25 protein-coding genes are annotated in these 19731 nt (G+C 70.5%); 13 read left to right on the top strand and 12 right to left on the bottom strand.

The features are described 5' to 3' along the window. The first annotated feature begins 112 nt into the window (after window positions 1-112). Window positions 113-637, top strand: coding sequence for an O-acetyl-ADP-ribose deacetylase (locus tag Ahu01nite_RS05815; protein WP_203835333.1), 525 nt, complete (start codon window positions 113-115; stop codon window positions 635-637). Between the two features lie 9 nt (window positions 638-646). On the opposite strand, the gene Ahu01nite_RS05820 is transcribed toward Ahu01nite_RS05815, so the two are convergent. Continuing rightward, window positions 647-1528 (bottom strand): TIGR03560 family F420-dependent LLM class oxidoreductase, encoded by an 882-nt coding sequence (locus tag Ahu01nite_RS05820; protein ID WP_203835334.1) that lies wholly within the window; start codon window positions 1526-1528, stop codon window positions 647-649. Between the two features lie 58 nt (window positions 1529-1586). Between Ahu01nite_RS05820 and Ahu01nite_RS05825 the strand changes: the two genes are divergently transcribed. After that, window positions 1587-2339, top strand: a complete 753-nt coding sequence (locus Ahu01nite_RS05825) for a class I SAM-dependent methyltransferase (RefSeq protein ID WP_203835335.1) — start codon at window positions 1587-1589, stop codon at window positions 2337-2339. After that, entirely contained in the window at window positions 2336-2839 is a 504-nt protein-coding gene (locus Ahu01nite_RS05830) for a YrhB domain-containing protein (RefSeq protein WP_203835336.1), read from the top strand. Before Ahu01nite_RS05825 ends, Ahu01nite_RS05830 begins: the two co-directional genes overlap by 4 nt. On the opposite strand, the gene Ahu01nite_RS05835 is transcribed toward Ahu01nite_RS05830, so the two are convergent. After that, entirely contained in the window at window positions 2840-3373 is a 534-nt protein-coding gene (locus tag Ahu01nite_RS05835) for a hypothetical protein (RefSeq protein ID WP_203835337.1), read from the bottom strand. A gap of 83 nt (window positions 3374-3456) precedes the next feature. Between Ahu01nite_RS05835 and Ahu01nite_RS05840 the strand changes: the two genes are divergently transcribed. Together Ahu01nite_RS05840 and Ahu01nite_RS05845 are read left to right on the top strand one after the other, a co-directional pair. Continuing rightward, on the top strand, window positions 3457-4293 hold the full coding sequence (locus Ahu01nite_RS05840; protein WP_239158643.1) for a helix-turn-helix domain-containing protein: 837 nt from the start codon (window positions 3457-3459) through the stop codon (window positions 4291-4293). A 74-nt stretch (window positions 4294-4367) separates the two neighbouring features. Then, window positions 4368-5126 (top strand): dihydrodipicolinate synthase family protein, encoded by a 759-nt coding sequence (locus tag Ahu01nite_RS05845; RefSeq protein ID WP_203835339.1) that lies wholly within the window; start codon window positions 4368-4370, stop codon window positions 5124-5126. A gap of 345 nt (window positions 5127-5471) precedes the next feature. Here Ahu01nite_RS05845 and Ahu01nite_RS05850 read toward each other — a convergent pair whose 3' ends face one another. Next, entirely contained in the window at window positions 5472-6275 is an 804-nt protein-coding gene (locus Ahu01nite_RS05850; RefSeq protein WP_307794513.1) for a TIGR03619 family F420-dependent LLM class oxidoreductase, read from the bottom strand. Window positions 6276-6390: 115 nt separating this feature from the next. On the opposite strand from Ahu01nite_RS05850, the gene Ahu01nite_RS05855 reads away from it, so the two are divergent. Next, a complete protein-coding gene (locus Ahu01nite_RS05855; protein WP_203835341.1) occupies window positions 6391-6696 on the top strand; it encodes a hypothetical protein in 306 nt (101 codons plus the stop codon). A 17-nt stretch (window positions 6697-6713) separates the two neighbouring features. Here the strand turns inward: Ahu01nite_RS05855 and Ahu01nite_RS05860 are convergent, their stop codons facing one another. Then, a complete protein-coding gene (locus Ahu01nite_RS05860) occupies window positions 6714-8951 on the bottom strand; it encodes a glycoside hydrolase family 65 protein (RefSeq protein WP_239158644.1) in 2238 nt (745 codons plus the stop codon). A gap of 88 nt (window positions 8952-9039) precedes the next feature. On the opposite strand from Ahu01nite_RS05860, the gene Ahu01nite_RS05865 reads away from it, so the two are divergent. Next, window positions 9040-9453, top strand: coding sequence for an MmcQ/YjbR family DNA-binding protein (locus Ahu01nite_RS05865; protein ID WP_203835343.1), 414 nt, complete (start codon window positions 9040-9042; stop codon window positions 9451-9453). Here the strand turns inward: Ahu01nite_RS05865 and Ahu01nite_RS05870 are convergent. The 4 genes from Ahu01nite_RS05870 to Ahu01nite_RS05885 form a co-directional block, all read right to left on the bottom strand. Further along, the gene (locus tag Ahu01nite_RS05870; protein ID WP_203835344.1) at window positions 9432-10001 is read right to left on the bottom strand and encodes a dihydrofolate reductase family protein; all 570 of its coding nucleotides are present in this window, start codon (window positions 9999-10001) and stop codon (window positions 9432-9434) included. The two genes, Ahu01nite_RS05865 and Ahu01nite_RS05870, sit on opposite strands and share 22 nt — an antisense overlap. 101 nt (window positions 10002-10102) lie before the next feature. Then, window positions 10103-10963, bottom strand: coding sequence for a M48 family metalloprotease (locus tag Ahu01nite_RS05875; RefSeq protein ID WP_203835345.1), 861 nt, complete (start codon window positions 10961-10963; stop codon window positions 10103-10105). Window positions 10964-10989: 26 nt separating this feature from the next. Further along, on the bottom strand, window positions 10990-11205 hold the full coding sequence (locus Ahu01nite_RS05880; protein WP_203835346.1) for a hypothetical protein: 216 nt from the start codon (window positions 11203-11205) through the stop codon (window positions 10990-10992). 95 nt (window positions 11206-11300) lie between these two features. Continuing rightward, complete coding sequence (locus Ahu01nite_RS05885) at window positions 11301-11996, bottom strand: phosphatase PAP2 family protein (protein WP_203835347.1); 696 nt, start codon at window positions 11994-11996, stop codon at window positions 11301-11303. Window positions 11997-12059: 63 nt separating this feature from the next. Between Ahu01nite_RS05885 and Ahu01nite_RS05890 the strand changes: the two genes are divergently transcribed. Continuing rightward, the gene (locus Ahu01nite_RS05890) at window positions 12060-12446 is read left to right on the top strand and encodes a BlaI/MecI/CopY family transcriptional regulator (RefSeq protein ID WP_239158645.1); all 387 of its coding nucleotides are present in this window, start codon (window positions 12060-12062) and stop codon (window positions 12444-12446) included. 3 nt (window positions 12447-12449) lie between these two features. On the opposite strand, the gene Ahu01nite_RS05895 is transcribed toward Ahu01nite_RS05890, so the two are convergent. Then, a complete protein-coding gene (locus Ahu01nite_RS05895) occupies window positions 12450-13064 on the bottom strand; it encodes a DedA family protein (RefSeq protein ID WP_203835348.1) in 615 nt (204 codons plus the stop codon). 232 nt (window positions 13065-13296) lie between these two features. On the opposite strand from Ahu01nite_RS05895, the gene Ahu01nite_RS05900 reads away from it, so the two are divergent. The 3 genes from Ahu01nite_RS05900 to Ahu01nite_RS05910 are packed head-to-tail and all read left to right on the top strand — an operon-like array spanning window position 13297 to window position 14700. Beyond that, on the top strand, window positions 13297-13653 hold the full coding sequence (locus Ahu01nite_RS05900; protein WP_438874757.1) for an ArsR/SmtB family transcription factor: 357 nt from the start codon (window positions 13297-13299) through the stop codon (window positions 13651-13653). After that, entirely contained in the window at window positions 13650-14132 is a 483-nt protein-coding gene (locus Ahu01nite_RS05905; RefSeq protein ID WP_203835350.1) for an SRPBCC family protein, read from the top strand. Before Ahu01nite_RS05900 ends, Ahu01nite_RS05905 begins: the two co-directional genes overlap by 4 nt. Next, window positions 14119-14700, top strand: a complete 582-nt coding sequence (locus tag Ahu01nite_RS05910) for a TIGR03086 family metal-binding protein (protein WP_203835351.1) — start codon at window positions 14119-14121, stop codon at window positions 14698-14700. The genes Ahu01nite_RS05905 and Ahu01nite_RS05910 overlap by 14 nt, the downstream gene beginning before the upstream one ends. Window positions 14701-14741: 41 nt before the next feature. Here the strand turns inward: Ahu01nite_RS05910 and Ahu01nite_RS05915 are convergent, their stop codons facing one another. Continuing rightward, window positions 14742-15470, bottom strand: a complete 729-nt coding sequence (locus Ahu01nite_RS05915) for an alpha/beta fold hydrolase (protein WP_203835352.1) — start codon at window positions 15468-15470, stop codon at window positions 14742-14744. Between the two features lie 270 nt (window positions 15471-15740). Here Ahu01nite_RS05915 and Ahu01nite_RS05920 point away from each other — a divergent pair, with 270 nt between their 5' ends. After that, on the top strand, window positions 15741-17021 hold the full coding sequence (locus tag Ahu01nite_RS05920; protein ID WP_438874758.1) for a prenyltransferase/squalene oxidase repeat-containing protein: 1281 nt from the start codon (window positions 15741-15743) through the stop codon (window positions 17019-17021). On the opposite strand, the gene Ahu01nite_RS05925 is transcribed toward Ahu01nite_RS05920, so the two are convergent. After that, window positions 16996-17409 (bottom strand): hypothetical protein, encoded by a 414-nt coding sequence (locus Ahu01nite_RS05925; protein WP_203835354.1) that lies wholly within the window; start codon window positions 17407-17409, stop codon window positions 16996-16998. The genes Ahu01nite_RS05920 and Ahu01nite_RS05925 overlap by 26 nt on opposite strands. After that, a complete protein-coding gene (locus Ahu01nite_RS05930; RefSeq protein WP_203835355.1) occupies window positions 17406-18311 on the bottom strand; it encodes a DMT family transporter in 906 nt (301 codons plus the stop codon). The genes Ahu01nite_RS05925 and Ahu01nite_RS05930 overlap by 4 nt, the downstream gene beginning before the upstream one ends. On the opposite strand from Ahu01nite_RS05930, the gene Ahu01nite_RS05935 reads away from it, so the two are divergent. Further along, complete coding sequence (locus Ahu01nite_RS05935) at window positions 18310-19698, top strand: aminotransferase-like domain-containing protein (protein WP_203835356.1); 1389 nt, start codon at window positions 18310-18312, stop codon at window positions 19696-19698. The genes Ahu01nite_RS05930 and Ahu01nite_RS05935 overlap by 2 nt on opposite strands. Window positions 19699-19731: the final 33 nt, after the last annotated feature.

A 19731-nucleotide genomic window follows, 5' to 3' on the forward strand; every position in this document is an offset into this window, starting at 1 on the left:
TCGCGGCCCGGTCCCACAATGGAACCCGGGCCCAGCTGTTCGCAGCCCGGTCACACAATGGGAGCCGGGGCAGGCGATCGCGGTCGGTGATCACAGGAGAGGGAGCGGACGGATGCGGATCGAGCTGGTCACGGGCGACATCACGGCCGAGGCGGTCGATGCCGTTGTCAACGCGGCGAATTCGTCGCTGCTCGGTGGGGGCGGGGTGGACGGGGCGATTCACCGCAAGGGCGGGCCGGAGATTCTGGCGGCGTGCCGGGCGTTGCGGGCCGGTCACTACGGGCGGGGGCTCGGGGTCGGGCAGGCCGTGGCGACCACCGCCGGCCGGTTGCCCGCGCGGTGGGTGATCCACACGGTCGGGCCGGTGTACAGCGCCGATGTGGACCGGTCGGGGCTGCTGCGGGACTGCTACACCAACTCGCTGACCATCGCCGACGGGCTCGGAGCGCGTACGGTCGCGTTTCCGCTGATCTCCTCCGGGGTCTACCGCTGGCCGAAGGAGGACGCCGTCGCGCAGGCCCTCACCGCGCTGCGCGGCCACCCCACCGAGGTCGAGGTGGCCCGCATCGTCGTGTTCGACCAGCAGACCCGCGACGCCGCCGACCGGGTCTTCCGGACCCACCCGGGCTCCGCCTGAGCCGATCCGTCAGGCGCGCACGAGGCTGAGCACGGTGTCCATCGCGCGGAGCCGGTCGGCTCCGTCGCCGAGCAGCCCGTCCGGGATGATCAGCTCGTCGAGGCCGATCGCGCGGTACCCCTCGATGTCCGCCTTGAGCTGGTCGATCGTGCCGCCGATGACCGGCGGTGTCAGGTCGCCGGGGACCGGGCCGTCAACGACGACGAGCGCCTGTGCCGTACGCGCGATGGCCTTGGGGTCTCGCCCCACCGCCGCGCAGTGATCGTCGAGGACGTTCATCCGGTGTTCGATGATGTCCGGCAGGCCCCAGCTGTTCCACAGGTCGGCGTACTCGGCGACGATGCGCAGCATCCGCTTCTCGCCCTTGCCGCCGATCATCAGCGGCAGCGGGTCCTGGACGGGCTTCGGCTCGCAGATGGCATCGGTGAGCTGGTAGTACTCCCCGTTGACCGTGGTGGTCGGGGTCCGGAGCAGGCCGGTCAGCACCTGCAGGGCCTCGACGAAACGGTCGAGCAGCTGCTTCACCCCGGGCAGCTCGATTCCGTACTGTTGATGCTCGTTCTTCTGCCAGCCCGCGCCGACGCCGAGCGTGAACCGGCCCCCGCTGATCTGATCGACGGTCGCTGCCATATTGGCGAGCACGGCCGGGTGCCGATAGGTGTTTCCATAAACCAGGGTCCCGATTTGTACGCGCGGAACGGCCGCCCCGAGCGCGGCGACCAGCGACCCGCATTCGAGAACCGGGTGGCGTACATCGGTGCCGGGGCCTTCGTTCGGCATGAAATGGTCGGCGATGTAGACGCCGTCCCAGCCCGTGGCGGCGGCGTGCTGCGCCACTTCCAGGATTTCACCGTACGGCTTGGCGGCGCCGGGCCAGATCGCGATTCGCATGGTCCCAGCCTGTCAAAACCCGATTGACCCGCCGTCACCGGACCACCACCATCGCGGTATGGACCCGGTGACGCGTACCAACAGGACGGCGTGGGAGACGGCGGGCGAGAAGTACGTGCTTGAACGCGACGATCTGCTCGCCCAGGCCGTGGCCGGTGGTTCGCTGCACCCGTTCGAGCTCGAGCTGCTGCGGGACGTGCTGGACAACCATCCGCGGGTCGTTCATCTGCAGAGCGGTGACGCCATGGACGACCCCGATCTCGTACGCGCCGGAGCGCACTCGGTCCTCGGCGTCGACTTCAGCGCCGTGGCGGTCGCGACCGCCCGCCGTCGCGCGATCGATCTCGGCATTCCCTGCAACTACGTAGTCGCGGCGCTGCCCCACGTGCCGGTGCGTTCCGGGAGCGCCGACCTCGTCTACACCGGCAAGGGCGCGCTGATCTGGATGCCGGACATGACCGCGTGGGCCGGGGAGGTCGCCCGGCTGCTCCGCCCCGGGGGCCACTTCTTCGTCTACGAGCAGCATCCCGCGAATCCGTTGTGGACCTGGGACCCCGACGTCGCCCGGATCCGCCCGGACCGCAGCTATTTCGGCCGTTCCTTCGTCAACTACGACTTTCCCGCGAACGGCGCGGTCGAATGGCAGTGCACCCTCGGCGGGATCGTCACCGCGCTGATCACCGCCGGTCTCGAGATCCGTCACCTGGCCGAACACTCGGAGCCTTTCTGGCGCATGGGCGGCGTGGAGGCCGCGGCGTGGGACGGCCGCCTGCCGAACAGTTTCTCCCTGCTCGCCCGGCGCCCGTCATGATCCCCCGGGAGCGCGCCGTCGAGCTCGCCGAGGCCGCGCTGCCCGTGAGCGACCCGCTGCTCGTCGTCGCCGCGGTGGAGGAGCACCCGCTCGGCTGGCTGATCTCCTGGCAGACACCGGCGTTCCTGCGCACCGGCAGCATCTACGACATGGCTGTCGGCATGGGCCCCTATCTGGTCGACGGCGACGACGGCAGCGTCCACCAGATCCCCGTCGCCGAGTTGAACGGCTGGGAGGGTCGCTACCTGCGCGAGATCAAGGGCGTCCCCGACCCCGACCCGCTGCGCGACGACGTCGCCACGATCGTCCACCGCGACGGCACCCTGCCCGCCATGCGCCACCTGCGCCGCGAATGCCCCGCGCTCACCGTCACGCAGGCGAAGGCGTACGTCACGGCCGTACGCGACACCGGCGACCACCCACCGGAGCTGGCCGTCCTCACCCGCCCCGAACCGGAACGCAGCCGCCTGGGCTTCACCACCCTGACCGGCCCGGCCTGATCATTCCCCGGGTTGTTCCAGGGTCGACCCGGTGCCCTCGGGGTGACGGCCGAGGGTGCCGCCGAGATAGAACGGCAGGTCCTCAAGGGTTCGGCCCATCGACCGCCGGATCTCGTTCAGCAGTACGAGATGGGCGGCGGCGGCCGGGCGGGAGGCCTCGGTGAGCGTACCCTCGTCGACCGGGTCGTCGACGGGATCCCGGGTTGTGACCGCGGCGAGGTAGACCGCGACGGCCTGCCCGAAGCCGTCGATCGCCCGCGCCACCCGCAGCGGCGCGACGAGGCTCGCCGACACGAGGGCAACGCTCCACGCGGCCCAGTCAACGGTGACGGGGGTGCGGCTCAGGTGGGCCTGCCGCAACGTCATCATGAAGCGGGCGTACTGCGCGAACAGCTCCTCGTACGCCTGCAGCTGCTTGTCCCGCAGCCAATGCCGCTCCTGCACCCTGCGCGTGACGATCCCGCCCACCATGACACCCAGCGTCGCCGAGAAAGCGCCGCCGAACGTCGTCACGATCACCGCTGACGTATCCACCCTGGTCGTAGTCTGTCAGCCGGCGTCTCCCTGGTACAGCTGGTACCACGCGCCGGCCCCGCCGGTGGGGCAGCATGGGAGACATGAACCATCTGGGTGACGCGCTGCGAGCGTGGCGGGACCGGCTGGATCCCGCCACTGTCGGGTTGCCGCAGCTGTCGCTACGCCGGGTGGCGGGTCTGCGGCGCGGCGAGCTGGCGCAGTTGGCGGGCATCTCCGTCGAGTACGTCGTGCGTCTCGAGCAGGGCCGGGCCGCGACCCCGTCGGCGCAGGTCTGCTCGGCGCTCGCCCGCGCGCTGCAGCTTTCCGACGACGAGCAGGCCCACCTGCTGCGGCTCGCCGGTCACGCCGCGGACCCGGCCCGCATCCCGCGGCTGATCCCGGCCAGCGTGCACCGGATCGTGGAGCAACTGGCCGCGAGCCCGGTCGCTGTGTACGACGCGACCTGGCAGTTGGTGCACTGGAACCCGCTTTTCGCGGCGACCTTCGGCGACCCGACCCGGCGCAACACCGAGAACCGCAACGCCCTGATCGCGCACTTCGAGAACGGCTCGGCCCGGATCCGGCAGACCCCCGCGGAGCGCGACGCCTTCGAGGCGTCCCTGGTCTCCGATCTGCGCGCCACCACCAGCCGCTACCCGGACGACCCCGACGTCGCCGCCGTGGTCGCCCGGCTGAACCGCAGTCCCCGGTTCCGGGAGCTGTGGGCGCTGGGCTCGGTCGAAGGCCACCACGGCGCGAACAAGATCGCCCTGCACCCCGAGGTCGGCGAGATCGCCCTCGACACCAGCGTCCTCACCACCCAGGGCACCAACCTGCGCCTCGTCGTCCACACCCCGCGCCCCGGCACCGACGCCCGCAGCAAACTCGACCTCCTGGCAGCCATCGGCATCCAGGAAATGGCAGCCAGGAGCTCCTGACCGCACAAAGCCGGCCGCAACGGTAACGGCCCGGGAGATGGCCGCCCGCGCGCCGGCGCAATAGGCTTCCGGGCATGACGGATCCGCTCTGGCACGGCCCGGCCGTGGCGCTGCTCAACCTGTTCACCGCCGACGGAAGCGTCGACGCCCCGGCGACCGCGGCCCTCGCGGCCCGGGTGGTGGGTGCCGGCATCCGGGGTGTGCTGGTCAACGGGAGCACGGGCGAGGCGTCGGCACTGACCGACGACGAACGGGTGGCGCTGGTCGCGGCCGTGCGTGCGTCGTGCCCGGACGTGCCGGTGATCGCGGGCGCGTCCGGTGAGTGGGCCGGGCAGGCCGTGGCGCGGGTGGAGGCGGCGGTGAAGGCGGGCGCGGACGGCGTACTCGTGGCTCCGCCCCGGTTCGGTGGGGATCTTGACCGGTATTTCGAGGCGGTCGCCGCGGCCGCGGGGGACGTGCCCGTGCTGGCCTACCACTATCCGCCGGTCGCGGGCGGCCCGGTGCCCGTGCCCGCGCTGGCCACGCTGCCGGTGAGCGGCATCAAGGACTCCAGCGGCGACCCGGTCCGCCTCGGTCACGAGCTCGACCTCGGCGGCGTGGTCTACACCGGCTCGTCGGCGCTGCTCGGGTACGCGGGCTGGCTCGGTGCCACGGGTGCGATCGTCGCGGCCGCCAACCTCGTACCCGAGGAATGCCTTGCCGCCTGGGACCGCGACGCGGCCGCGCAGCGTGCTGTGCTCACAGCCGAACGCACCGCCAAAGCTCAGCCCGGCGGCTACAAAACCGCGGTGGCGGCACGTTTCGGCACGTCGGCAACCCGCCGCATCGGTTGAGCGGGCACGGGCGATGGGGACGTTCGGGACCGGCCCTTTCTCGATCAGGTCGTTGCCGCCGCGGCGATCGTCGCGGCGGCTCTGCCAGGCGGCCGGCGATTCGAGGAACTTCTCGAATCGCTGGTGGAGCATGACCTCGCCCCTGATGTCCGGCTGACCGCACCGGCGCCCGGCCTGGCGACCGTCGCGCTCGAAGCCTTGATGTTCGTCGCCGGCCCCCGGGGCCCGTGGCATCAGGGTTGGACCACCGACACGGACGCCGCTGAAGCGCGCGACACGGTCGCCGAGCTGTCGCGGGTGCTAACGCTCCAAGGCGTTCCAGAGCGCGGAATCCCCCGATGAGCGTCAGACGAACCGGGAAGCGAACGCCGTCAGATCGTCGAGGCTGGTGCTGCTCACCACCAGCCGGGTGACGCCCTGGGCGGCCAGTTCCGCGACCCGCTCGGCGGTGATGTCCAGTGCGGCCGGGCGGGTGTATTCCTGCGGACGACCGGCGAGCTCCCACTGGGCCGCCCGCTCGTCGGGCGTGAGCATGCCGCCGGGGTAGAACCCGTCCCCACGCAGTGCGGCCCGGCGCGCGGCCGCCCGGCTGGACCCGCCGACGTGAATCGGCAGTGTGGCCGCTTGGTACGGCTTGGGGAAGCTGCACAGCCCGTCGAAGTCGAAGAACTCCCCGTGGAAGCTGACACCCCGCTCGTCGCCCGCCCACAACGATCGCAGCACGTCGATCGCCTCGTCAGCGCGTCGCCCCCGGCTCGCATAGTCCACACCGACCGCCGCCGCCTCGCCCGGGAGCGCGCCCAGACCCACCGTGAGCAGCCGCATCCGGCCCTTCGAGAGCACGTCGACCGTCGCGAGGCGTTTCGCGAGCGTGACCGGATGGTGGTACGGCAGGAGCAGCACCGCCGTGCCGAGCAGGATCCGGCTGGTGGCGGCGGCGATGAAGCTCAGGCAGTCGAGCGGATCGAGGTAGGGCAGGTCGGGTGGCAACTCGAACGTGCCGAGCCGGGCGCCGGGGTGCAGGACGATGTGCTCCGGCACATAGATCGCCTCGAAGCCGCACTGTTCGGCGTGCTGGGCGTACCCCACGATGGTGTCCGGATCGACGCCGTGGAACGGCGGGCTGTAACTGACGGCGAACTTGATGATGACCCCCTTTGCCGCAGGTCACGGTAGGCCTTGACGCCGGTGTCAAGGCAATCGATGTTTCGCCGGGCGCTGCTGGGGCACCTCAGCCAACTACCGACGACATGAGGAGTACGCGATGAAGGTTGTGACATTGGCTGCCGGACTGGCCGTCGGCTACGTGCTCGGGACCCGCGCCGGCCGGGAGAAGTACGAGCAGATCGTGGCGGGCGCCCGTAAGGCGAGCAGCCACCCGCGTGTGGTGCAGGCGCAGGAGAAGGCGAAGGAGTTCGTGGGTACGGGCACCGACGCGGTGACGCAGAAGCTGGCGTCCGTCAACCCGGAGCCCACCACCACCGACCTGAGCGACACGGCCGTTCCCCGCCCGCCGCGCCGCAAGCCGGTCGTCACCACCCCCGATGTGGGCACGACCCCCCTGGTATGAGCAGGTCAGCGGCGCGCTCAGGAGTGAGCGCGCCGCTTCGGCGGACGAGGTGACGGCGGTGCCGGACGGTCCTGCTCGGGTTCGATCCCGACGGAGAAGGCCTGATCGGCGGCGACCGTCACCTCTTTGCCGTAGTGGCGGAAAGTGATCGGGTCGCCGGTGACCTCGTAGGTGACGTCGACCGGCGTGACCGTGACCCGCAGGACGCTTTCCCGCCAGCGGAGATGGAAGCACAGCCGCGGCAGGTGGGCCGGCAGGCGCGGGGTGAACGACAACCTGCCGCCCTCGTCGCGCAGGCCGCCGAAGCCCATGACCAGGGCGATCCACGAGCCGGCACAGGCCGCGATGTGCAGGCCGTCCCCACCGGACTCACCGCCGCCACGCAGGTCGAGCAGCGCCGCCTCGGCGAGATAGTCATGGGCGAGCGACAGGTGCCCGGTCTCGGCGGCGAGGACCGCCTGCACGGGCGCGGACAGTGACGAGTCGCGGACCGTGCGGGCCTCGTAGTAGGCGAAGTTGCGGCGCTTCTCGTCGAGGGTGAACGACTCGCCGTACACCATCATCGCCAGCACCAGATCGGCCTGCTTGACCACCTGCTTGCGATACAGATTCAGGTACGGGTGGTGCAGCATCAGCGGGTACTGCTCCCCCTCGTAGTCCCACTCCGGTAACCGCGTGAAGCCCTCCGCCTGCTGATGCACCCCGCGTGACCGGTCGACGGGCAGCGCCAGCTCCACCGGTTCGTCGTCGAGCGCGGCGGCCCGCAGATTCTGCTGGGCCACGAGATTGGTGTAGATGTTGTCGTCCATCAGCGCGCTGTACTCGTCCGGGCCGGTAACGCCGGCGATGTGGGCGGTCCCGCTGTCGTCGGCGAAGACGAGGTCCTGCCACATCCGGGCCGTTTCGGTAACCATCTCCCGGCCGGCCGTACGCATGAAGTCGTCATCGCCGCTGGCCGCGTGGTACCGCAGCACCGCCGCCGCGATGTCCCCGTTGACGTGCAGCGCCGCCGTCCCCGCGGGCCAGTAGCCGGAGCACTCCGGCCCGGTGATCGTGCGCCACGGGAAGCTCGCCCCGGCCAGCCCCAGCTCACGGGCCCGTTCCCGCGCCGCGTCCAGGGTGCTGTGCCGCCAGCGCAGGGCCAGCCCGGCACAGGCCGGATGGGTGTACGTCAGCACCGGCAGCACGAACGCCTCGGTGTCCCACAGCGTGTGCCCGTCGTAGCCGTTCCCGGTCAGCCCCTTCGCCGCGATCGGGTGCGGGCCCGCCTGCGCCCCGGCCTGCAGGACGTGGAACATCCCGAACCGCACTCCCTGCTGGACCTCCGGGTCACCGTCCAGTTCCACGTCCGCGGTCGACCAGAAGTCGTCGAGGTATTCACGCTGCTCCGCGGCGAGGACATCAAATCCGGCAGTCGCGGCGGCGTCCCGCTCCCGCACCGCGGTCGCTTCACAATCAACCGCATTCCACGCGTACGCCACCAGCTTGTCGAAGCCCAGCTCCCCACGGCCCGCAGCGCTCCACCGGATCCGGTCCGGTCCGACGTCGACCTTGCCGTCGGCGCCGGCGTGCACGACTGCGGACGCGACCTCGATGCCACTGCGCCCGGTGCGATGGACGAGCACATCCCGGTTGTGGGACACCGCGCGGAACGGCCGGGGAATCACCGCACTGGCCCGCGGATCGTCCCGGGCCCCCGGAAGCTCCTCGTTCACCACGAGATCCGACTCGACCCGCAGCTCAGCGTCCGCTCGCACCGAGTAACGCATCACGGCCACGGAGGGTCGCTGAAAAGAGACAAGCCGCACCGTACGCAGCCACACGTCGACGCCGGAGGGTGACGTCCACTCCACCTCGCGGGTCAGCGTGCCCGCCCGCAGGTCGAGGACCCGCTCGTGCCGCCGCAGCGTCCCCGTGCGCAGGTCGAACGGCTCGGCGCCGACGAACAACGCGACCGGTTTGCCGTTCGGGGCGTTGACGACGGTCTGCGTACGCTGCGGAAACGCGTACCCGGCCTCGGGGTAGGTCAGATCGCGTTCCTCGAAGAGCGAGTTGAGATACGTGCCCGGCATCCCGTCCGGATACGGCTCCTCGACGTTCCCGCGCAGCCCGATATGCCCGTTGGCCAGGGCGAACACCGACTCGGACTGCCGCGTGGCGGTAGCGCCGTCCGGCAGGCCGATCTCACGGACCACCCACGGCTCAGCGGACCCGATCACGCCGCTCAGCTGCTCGGGTACGGCTTGGCTTCCCACGTGCTGCTCCCGTTCCCCATGATCGCTTCCGGTCCCGCTGATACCCCGGGAGAGCCGATACATTCGCGGCGGCCGGTATTGTCGGCCCATGTCCGGCCCTGGAGACGTGCCCCCGGAGATCCTGGAACGGCTGCGCCCGATCTGCCGCGCACTGCCGGAGACGTACGAGGAACCCGCCTGGATCGGCATCCGCTGGCGCATCCGGGCCCGCACGGTCGCCCACGTCTACACGCCCGACCCTTCGCGCCAGCCGTTCTACGCCCAGTTCGCGGTCAACGGTGAGCCGCCGACCGTGATGACGTTCCGCGCGCCGGCCGGCGAGTTCCTCGGACTGACCGGCAGCGGCTTCCCGTTCTTCCGCGCCGCCTGGGGCAGCAACGTCGCCGGGGTCCTGCTCGGCGATCACACCGACTGGACCGAGATCGCCGAGATCCTGACCGACAGCTACGCCGAGATGGCCCCGAAGTTCCTCGTCGCCCGTCAGCGCGCGATGGGCCGGTAGACGAGCTCCTGGGTGCGGCCGTCGAGCGTCCGGCTCTCGAGCAGTTCGAGGTCGAAGTCGCCCGCCCCGCCGAGGATCGGGCTGGTCCCGCTCCGCCCGGAGATGACGGGGAAGATCGTCACCTGCACCCGGTCGGCAGCCATCAGAGCCCAGTTCAGCGACAGGCTGGCCTGCGACCGCAACGGAACGTCCGACTCCTTCTTGAGCCGCGTGACGATCTCGACGGCGTCCCCGCTCACGATCGTTGCGTCCGGCCACCCGAGGGTGTCCCGCAACGTCGACGAGATCACCGTCGCCGGCATCCGCATCGTCCGCACGTTCCACTCGTCGAGCGCGTCCGGGTCGAGGCCCGACGTCATGATCTCCGCGTTCTCCCGGAACGTCGTCGCCCCGAACACCATCCGCTGCTCGGTGGCGAACAGGCCGGCGCGGTGGTCGAGCAGCTCAGGGCCCTGCTTGTCCCAGTAGCCACCCCAGCCGGCGCCCTCACCGAACGACCCGTACCCGTCAAGGGTGGAGAACACGTCCCAGGTGTATTCAGCGGTCATGGCAGATCCTTCTCTCTCGCGGTCTCTCACCTCCTCAACGAACGGCCCGCCCCGGATCCGACATCCGGGGGCGGACGCACTTCGTTCGTAAGGGGGCCGGCTCACCCGGCGACGTGGAGCACCTCGACCAGATCCCGGGTGGCCTCGACGGTCCAGATCAGGGACGCGACGGCCGGGATGACCGGCAGGAGCAGGTAGCCGCGGCGGAGGCGGTGGGTGCGGGGCTGGAGGAGTTCGCGGACCCGGCGCGGGACCACACCCTGGCGGGCCGCGAGGTGCAGGCCGCTCCCCCGGCCGGCGCCGGCGAGCGCGGCGGCGCCGATCGCGAACGCCACCGAGTGCCGGTCGCCCACGTGGGCCGCGGCCCGTTCGTCGGCGGCCCGTTCGACCAGGTAGCCGACCCGGGCGGCGAGGACCCGCAGCAGTGGATGCGCCGCCGCGGCCAGCCCGGCCATGCGGACGAGACGGTGGTGCCGGCCCTGCAGGTGCTCGCGCTCGTGGGCGAGCAGCGCCTGGTACTGCCGCGGGTCAAGGAGGTCCCGCATGCCGGTGGTGACCACGATCCGCGCGGGCGGCCCCTCGATGCTATACGCCTCCGGCAGCGCGTCGTCGACCACCACGACCTGCCGATCGGCGGGCAGCACCGCGAACCCGGACGCCGTCGCGAGCGCCACCCGGTAACCACGGAACGCGCGCACCACGGCGACCACCGAGGCGGCGAGAAGGGCCACGGCCAGCCACGACACCGACGCGTCGAGCCGGGACTCCGTGGCGGGCGGCTGCGCGAACGCCTTGATCGTGAAGAGGGTGAGGTTGATCGTGCTCGCGACGGCGACGCCCACGGCGGACCAGCTCAGCACGGCGGCGGCCCGGGCCGGGGGCATCCGGTCGACGGCCGGCAGGGCGACCGCGACGATCAGCGCCGGCGCCAGGATCACCGACCACAGGAAATGATCGAGCATCGGACCCCCTTCCGTACCCCACGATCTCAGACTTGGACCGTGGCCGCCACGCGCCAGCGGTTCCCGGCGACGAGGGCGGCGACGGCGGCGAAGATCAGGTAGATCAGCCACGTCGCGGCGAACTCCATCACGTCGTCCAGGGCATCGAGGTGCCCGGCGTGGGCGTTGAGCAGTTCGAACGCGGCGAGCAGGGCGACCGGGACCAGCAGCTGCAGGACCGCCCGCAGGGACGCCGTGACCACCGAGCGGCCCTGGGCCGAGACCGCCGAGGCTGGCGGCGGGCACGATCGCGTACGACTTCTCCGGCACGGTCGCGCCGGCCTCGTGGTGCGGCACGCTACTCACGGCGACCGTCAACCTCACGCCCAGCGCGACGGCGCTCGAAATCGCCGTCCGGGTCGCGTACGCCATCGGGGTCCTGATCGTGTTCTTCCGCCCGGCGCGGGCCCGGGAGCTTGTCCAGCAGTAGGCCGGTCGCGGGGACCACGACCAGTACGAGCAGCCACGCCCCGAGCACGTCGGTGGGCCAGTGCACGACCAGCGCCACCCGGCTGACACCGACCGCGAGGGCCCACAGCCCCGCCATGATCACGAGCGCCGCCCGGCTCCACCGGTGCCGCAGCGAGGGCAGGCAGACGATCACCAGGATCAGCGCGGCCGCCGCGGACGCCGTGCTGTGCCCCGACGGGAACGAGTAGTTCGACGCGGGCGCGAGCCGGTCCACGGGCCGGGGCCGCGCGACGAGCCCGAGGATGCCGAGCCGGACGGTGAGCGTGACGACCATCGCGGTGGCGGCGAACAGGGCCTGCCGCCAGTGGCCGCGCATCAGCAGGAGCAGACAGCCGAACGCGACCAGCGGGCCGATCATCGGCGTCCCGCCGGTCAGCGTCACGGCGTCCATCACGGCACGCCACGCCGGATGCGCCAGCGCGGCCGTGTGAGCACCCGCGCTGATCCAGATGTCGAAGCGCGAGACGGCCAGCGTCAGCAGGACGAAGCCCGCCGCCGGAAACCAGAGCAGGCGTGAGGTCATTCGCCGACCCTAGCTCCTACATGCTGTAGGTTTCCTGAGACGGTATCGTGGCGGCGGAGGTCGGTGACTGTGACGACGAAGGACGGGCGCCGCGCGCCCGGCACCCTCGAGGCCGGGGTGATGGAGGTCCTGTGGGCCGCAGCCGAGCCCCTGACCGCGGCGGAGGTGCAGCGTGAGGTCGGTGGTGAGCTCGCCTACAACACCGTGCAGACGATCCTGATCCGCCTGCACGAGAAGAAGGTCGTCGAGCGGCGCAAGGCTGGGCGGGGCCACGCCTACTGGCCGGTCGAGGACGCTGCCACCGCGGCCGCGTCGCAGATGCGGGCCGCGCTCGCCGACCGGGCCGACCGGCACGCGGTGCTGCAGCAGTTCGCCGCCTCGCTCGACGATTCCGACGCGAAGGTGCTGCGGCAGCTGCTGGCCGACGCCGAGCGCAGGCGCCCCGCGTAACGGTCAGCGCACCCGGCTGCGGTTGCGGCTGCGCAGGAGCTCGATCGCGACCGGGATCACGGAGACCAGGACGATGCCGATCAGGATGAGCTCGATGTTGTTCTTCACGAACGCGATCTGGCCGAGGAAGTAGCCGAGGATCGTCACGCCGCAGCCCCACAATGTGCCGCCGACGATGTTGTAGATCAGGAACGTGCGGTAGTGCATGTGGCTGGCGCCGGCGACGATCGGGGTGAACGTACGCACGATCGGCACGAACCGGGCGAGGACGATCGAGCGGGCACCGTACCGCTGAAAGAAGTCCTTGGCTCTGGTCAGGTTTTCCTGCTTGAACAGCCGCGAGTCGGGACGGCGGAACAGGGCCGGGCCGAAGCGCCGCCCGAACAGGTAACCGAACTGGTCGCCGGCCACCGCCGCGACCGGGATCAGCAGGCACATCAGCCACAGCGGCTGGTGCAGGTAGGTGCCACCGGCGACCAGCAGGCCCGCGGTGAACAGCAGCGAGTCGCCGGGCAGGAAGAACCCGATCAGCAGGCCGGACTCCGCGAACACCAGCGCCAGGATGCCCACAAGGCCGAACGTGGAGATGAGCCATTCCGGATCCAGGAACGACGGCATGAGCGATCCTCTCGACAGCGAACTCGGTCAAACCTACACGCTGTAGGAGATGGTCCCCGCGAGCACCTCGCCGTCGATCCGCAGGCCAGGGCTACCCGCTCGCGTTCGGCGTACACCAGGTCGCCGGCGTCGGCCTCGTCACGTCCCAGCCGCCTGCTTTCAACCCGCCGGTTGACAAGTTTCGAACGGCGGCCTACCTTTACTTTCAACTGACGGGTTGAAAGGAGTGGGCGTGGACGAGCTGTCCCGCGTGTTCGCGGCTCTTGCTGATCCGACCAGGCGCGACATGGTGACCCGGCTGGCGGCGGGCGATGCGACGGCGAATCAGCTCGCCGAGCCGTACGAGATGTCCCTCCAGGCGGTTTACAAGCATCTGAAGGTGCTGGAGGACGCCGGCGTGGTGACCCGGCCGGCGGGCCCTCAGCCCCGGCCGGTCCGGCTGGAAGCGGAGGTCTTCGACCTGATGGACAAGTGGATCGAGCGCTACCGGCGTCAGGCGGAGCAGCGTTACCGCCGTCTGGACACGCTCCTGGCACAACTGAACGACACTGAGACCGGCACCGACGAGCAGAACGGAAGCGCGGCATGAGCACCGTCACCGAGACCACGATCGAAGCCGACCCGAACGTGCCCGCCATCCGCATGACCCGCGAGTTCGCGGGCACGCCCGAGCAGCTGTTCCGGGCGCACACCGACCCGGAGATGTTCGCCCAGTGGGTCGGCCCGAGCTCCCTGACGACCCGCATCGAGCAGTGGGACGCGCGCTCCGGCGGCAGCTGGCGTTTCGTGTCCACCCGCGGCGATGAGGAGTACGCGTTCCGGGGCTGCTTCCACGACGTCCGGCCGGACCGCATCGTGCAGACGTTCACGTTCGAGGGCGAGCCGGACGGCGTCGCCCTGGAAACGCTGTGGTTCGACGACCTCGGCAACGGCCGCACCCGCCTGCGCACCCAGTCCCTCGTGGACAGCTTCGAGAGCCGCGACGCGTGGCTGCGCAGCGGCATGGAGACCGGGGTCAACGAGGGCTACGCCACACTCGAGAGGATGCTCACCGATGGCACTGTCTGACCAGCCCGCCGAACGCCACCGCGAGATCGGCCGCGCCTTCACCGACCGGGTCCGGGGCACCCGGTCGTGGGACGTTCCCTCGCCGGTCGCCGAATGGACCGCCCGCGACGTCGTACGCCACCTCACGGACTGGTTCCCGCCGTTCCTGGCCGGCGGCAGCGGCATCAAGCTCCCGGCCGGCCCGAGCGTCGACGACGACCCGGCCGCCGCGTGGCAGACCCAGGTCGACGCCGTCCAGGCCCTGCTCGACGACCCGGCAACCGCCGGCCTCGTCCTGAGCAACCCCCACATCGGCGAGATCCCCCTCGACCGGGCGATCAACCAGTTCTACACGGCCGACGTCTTCATGCACACCTGGGACCTCGCCCGCGCCACCGGCCAGGACGACCACCTCGACCCCACCTTCTGCGCCGAGATGCTGGCCGGCATGGAACCGATCGAGGACATCATGCGCGGATCCGGGCAGTACGGTCCCCGCGTACCCGTGAAGGACGACGCCGACGCCCAGACCCGGCTGCTCGGCTTCATCGGCCGCGACCCTCACTGGAGAATGGCCGACGGGGCCTGAGAGCCTTGAGCGTCGCGCGGTTCGCGTCCCAGCCGGGGAAGTCAGTCGCCGACGTGGGCGGCGGCGGCCAGAATGGTGTCGATCGTGGTCCGCGGCTGCGACACCATCGACACGTGTGACCCGTCCACCTCGATGATCTTCGCGCCGGCACGCTCGGCCATCGAACGCTGCACCGCCGGCGGGATGACCTTGTCCTCGGTGCCGACCACGGCCCAGCTCGGCAGGGTCTTCCACGCGGCGGTGACCGACGGGGTGGTGTTGGCGCTCAGTGTGATCGGCCGCTGTCCCGCGGCGATCAGCCACCGGTCCGCCTCGGGCAGGTCCTGGGCGAAGGAGTTGTGCACGGTGCCGGGCTTCAGGAACGCCTCGGCGTCACCCTCCGGCGCGCCCGGATACCCGGCGATGTCGAGAACGGTCGTCGGGTCGGGCACATCGAGCGCCGACCCCGACCCGCCCAGGATCTGGAAGACGAACTCCCCCTCGTCCGGGATGAACGCGTCGACGTAGACCAGGGCCCGCACGTCACCGCCACCGGTCGCGGCATTGGTGATCACAAATCCCCCGTACGAATGCCCGGCCAGCACCACCGGCCCGCTGGTCCGCTGAGCCAGGAACGACGAAATGTACGCGGCATCCCCCGCCGGCCCCCGCAACAGGTTCGGCGGCGCGAGCACGGTGAACCCCTGCCCTCGCAGCTCAGCCGCGACAGCATTCCAGCTGGACGCATCAGCCCACGCCCCGTGCACAAGAACAATCGTCGGCTTCGCCACGTCGGTCTCCTCCCGTCGTAACCCGTCAGCCACTCCATACTGGACCCAGGCGGCCGGCTCTGGCCATGCCCACCTCGACTGGCAGAGCGACCGGGCACGTCTGCTCACCGCTCACTGGAAAGAGGGCCACCTTTCCCTCGATTTCAAGAAACACAATTCACTCCATCGTGTATCTATTTGTCGAATGTTGGCCCAGATGGCATAAATGGTTCGGCTTTGGGAGAGTCGACGCGAATAAGGCAACGTCCGCTCCAACTCCTGGTGGACCGTATGCAACGAGAAGTGCCACAGCAGAGCGGTACGGCCCTTGACGCCGCGATCGCCAGGGGCCACGCATGGCTCTGGAGTTCCTACATTCCGGAGCCGCGCGGCGGCGCAGGAGCCGGGTGGCCCCAGTTTCCGGGCACTACGGAATTGACTGTCTGGGGCGGGACCGTCGACGGCATTCGCGCTCAATACCTCGAGCACACGGGACGGCCGCTCAATGACCGCCTTCGAGATGCCCTCATATGGGTGCGCACACAGCAGGTGGAATCCGGCGGTTTCGACTCGTGCGAGGTCGAATACCCCTCTGCGGAGGCAACAGCGTGGGCGCTCGTCGCTTTTGGCGAGCTCGGTCTCGACGGGTCCGACCCCACTGTCAAGGGTGCACTCACCTATCTGCTCGATTGCGTCGCGCCCGGCGGCGGGGTCATGACCACGCCGGCGGACATCCAGGATCAGCGGACAATGCCGACGGCGCTCGCGCTCTGGGCGTTCGCAAAATACCGGGAGAGCCTGCGTCGTCGCGGCGAGGAAGGTGTCATCGAAAAGATCGTCGAGCATCTGAAGCTGGCACAGGATCCGGACAGCCGGGCGTGGGGCGTGTCGCACGGCGCCGTGCCCAATGTGGCCACCACCGCTCAGGTAGTGTTCGCGCTCTGTGAAGCGGGGGTCTCACCACGCGAGGACGTGGTCCGTGGGGCCACCGCCTTCATCATTTCGCGGCAGAGCGATAACGGCAGCTGGCCGAACAGTTACGACGAGTGGTTCACGGTCGGCAGCCCTCGAAGGCCGCAACGTTGCCTCAATTACTCGGCCTGGCGGGCACTGCTTGCCCTTATGCATTCCGCGGGCCATGACCCAGCTGCCCGCCGTGCGTGCCGCCAGGCGGTGCGCCATCTTGTCGACATGCAGTCAGCCGACGGTGCCTGGCGATTCGAGGACTACGAAAGCAACCGCCACGTATGGCTGACCGCTCAGATTGTGGTGGCGCTGCACTCGTGGAGGCGTACCTGGGCTCAGCATGATTCGCGGTCACCGGGCCGCCAACTCAGCGAGACGCTCGCGCACGGCTTCACCCTTTTTCGCCGGAACGCGGTCGTGATCGTGCTGGGGATCCTGGTCGCCAGGGAACTGCTGCCGGTCACGCTCAGATTCGTGGTACGTGCCGGCCGCGTGCTCGGCATCGATCGCGCGAGCATGTCCAACAACTTGCTCAGCACGGCGGTCTGGGCACTGCTCGCCGCCCTTGTGGCAGCCGCCATCACTCGTTTCCACCACCGCCGATGACCTCGCTCGCCAGGCGTTCCCCTGGCCGAAGGCCGGGCCTGAGATAACGGTACGCAGTACCCGTCACGACCCGCACGTCCGCAGCACCGATGAGCCCGGACATCGCCCGCCCTGCGGCGTCGTGCTCGTTGTGGTCGAACGCGACGATCAGCGGTGCGTCCCCGGCCGACTGCCGCAGCACGAAGTCCCGCTCGGCGGCGGTGGGCTCCCGGAACACCGCGTGATGAAACAAAGACGGGCACTGCACGAACCCCACGTCACTGACGATGACCTCAAGCCCATGGTGGTACGTGAGATCCGTGCTCGCGGCCAGCGTCAGCGTCCCCGCCGTCCACGTCATGATCTCCCAGTCCCACCACTGCCCCTCGGGCAATACCAGCGCCGTCACGGCAGCGAGTCTGTCAGGACGCGCCGGGTGCGGGCGCGCTGAATCGCGACCACGCAGGCGAGGACCAGCACCGCCGTGGCGATCGTGGCCGGGGTGACGGGTTCGGCGAGGAGCAATGCCGACCAGAGCAGGGTGAGGATCGGCTGGGCGAGTTGGAGCTGGCCGACGCGGGCGATGCCACCGAGGGCCAGGCCGGCGTACCAGGCGAAGAAGCCCAGGAACATCGAGACCGTCGTCAGGTACGCGAACGCCGACCACCCCGCGGCACCCGTGTGCGGCGGATGGGACACCGCGGCGACAACGGTGACGGGCAGTGTGACCGGGAGGGCGAGGAGCAGCGCCCAGCAGATCGTCCGGGCACCGCCGAGGTCACGGGCGAGGGCGCCACCCTCGGCGTACCCGAGTCCGCACAGGACGACCGCCGCCAGGAGGAAGAAATCCGCGGGGTTGAGGCCGCCGTGGACGGTGCCGGTGGCGATCAGGAACGTGAGCACCAGCAGGAGACCGCTCAGGCCGGCGACCCAGAAGAGCGGCGGCGGGCGTTCCCCGGCGCGCAGGACGGCGAAGACAGCGGTCATGGCGGGCAGGACGGTGACGACGACCGCGCCGTGGGCGGCGGTCTGGGTGGTCAGCGCGAGCGACGTGAACAGTGGGAACCCGATGATGACACCCAGCGCGACAATCGCCAGGCGCCTCCAGTGCCGAGGGAGCGGGGCGCGGGTGAGATACAGGTACGCCCCCGCGAGCACCGCCGCGCCGACAGCTCTGCCGAACGCCACGAACCAGGGGTCGAGGTCGTGCACGGCGACCCGGGTGGCGGGGAGCGTCAGGCTGAAAGCGAGCACTCCCAGCGCCCCGAGCGTTATCGCTTTCCGGCCTGTAGCGCTACTCTTACTTCTCATGAATGACGGTAACGCAGCCGATCGCGTTATCCAAGATCTGCGCAGGCTCGTGGCCGCGGCGGCTCCTGGTGCGCGGCTGCCCTCGGTGCGGGAGCTGACCGCCCGGCATCACGCCTCGCCGGTCACCGTCGCCGAGGCGATCCGGCAGCTCGTGGCGCAAGACCTGGTGGAGGCACGCCCGGGCAGAGGCACGTTCGTGGCGGATCGCCCCGCGACCGGTGACGCCCCCGATCTGTCGTGGCAGACCGTCGCGCTCGGCGCCCGCAAGCCGGGCGAGGACGAGATGCAGGCGTTACTGGCGTTACCGCGTCCGGGCGCAATTCCGCTGACCGGTGGCTACCTGGACGCCGACCTGCAGCCCACCGCCGCGCTCGGTGCCGCACTGGCCCGGGCCGCCCGGCAGCCGAGCGCCTGGCAGCGTGGGCCGGCTGAGGGCCGCGACGACCTGCGTGCCTGGTTCGCACGGGAGACCGGGTCCGGGCTGCGGGCCGATGACATGGTGATCTGCCCGGGTGGGCAGGCCGCGCTCTCCTCGGCGTTGCGGGCGCTCGCCTCCCCCGGTGACACGCTTCTCGTGGAGTCCCCGACCTATCTGGGGGCGCTGGCCACGGCACGGGCCGCCGGCCTGCGGGTCGTCCCGGTTCCCGCCGACCACGATGGGGTACGCCCGGATCAGCTCGCCGCCGCCTTCACTCGCACCGGAGCACGGCTCTTCTACTGCCAGCCGCTGCACGCCAACCCGACGGGCGCGACCCTGGCGGCTCACCGCCGGATTCAGATCGCGGATACCGTACGCGAAGCAGGCGCCTTTGTGATCGAAGACGACTACGCCCGTGACCTCACCATCGACGGCGCCGCCCCCGCCCCGCTGGCCGCCGCCGACCCGGACGGCCACGTCATCTACCTGCGATCGCTGACCAAGTCCGCGGCGCCCGGCCTGCGCATCGCGGCGATCGGCGCACGCGGCCCGGCGGGTGCCCGGCTCCGCTCCGCCCGGCTGCTCGACGACCTGTACGTCTCCGGCCCCCTGCAACAGGCCACCCTGGAACTCGTGACCGCTCCCGCCTGGGCACGTCACCTGCGTACCCTCCGGATTGCTCTGCGCGACCGCCGCGACGCCCTCCTCACCGCCCTGCACCGCCACCTGCCTGATCTGGTCCCGCAGCTGATCCCCCGCGGCGGCCTCCACCTGTGGGTTCAGCTCCCCGACGGCACGGACGACGTCGCCCTGGCCACAACCGCCGCCACCGAGGGCGTGTCGGTCTTCCCCGGCCGCCCCTGGTACGCCGCGGAGCCCCCGGCCCCGCACCTGCGCCTCACCTACGCGGCATCCCCACCCGACCGCATGGACGAAGCAGTCCGCCGCCTGGCCCGGAGCATCCGATGAGTTTTCGCGCCGTCGCCCGTCTTACCTGGGACG

This window comes from Winogradskya humida, assembly GCF_016862215.1.
GTDB lineage: Bacteria > Actinomycetota > Actinomycetes > Mycobacteriales > Micromonosporaceae > Actinoplanes > Actinoplanes humidus.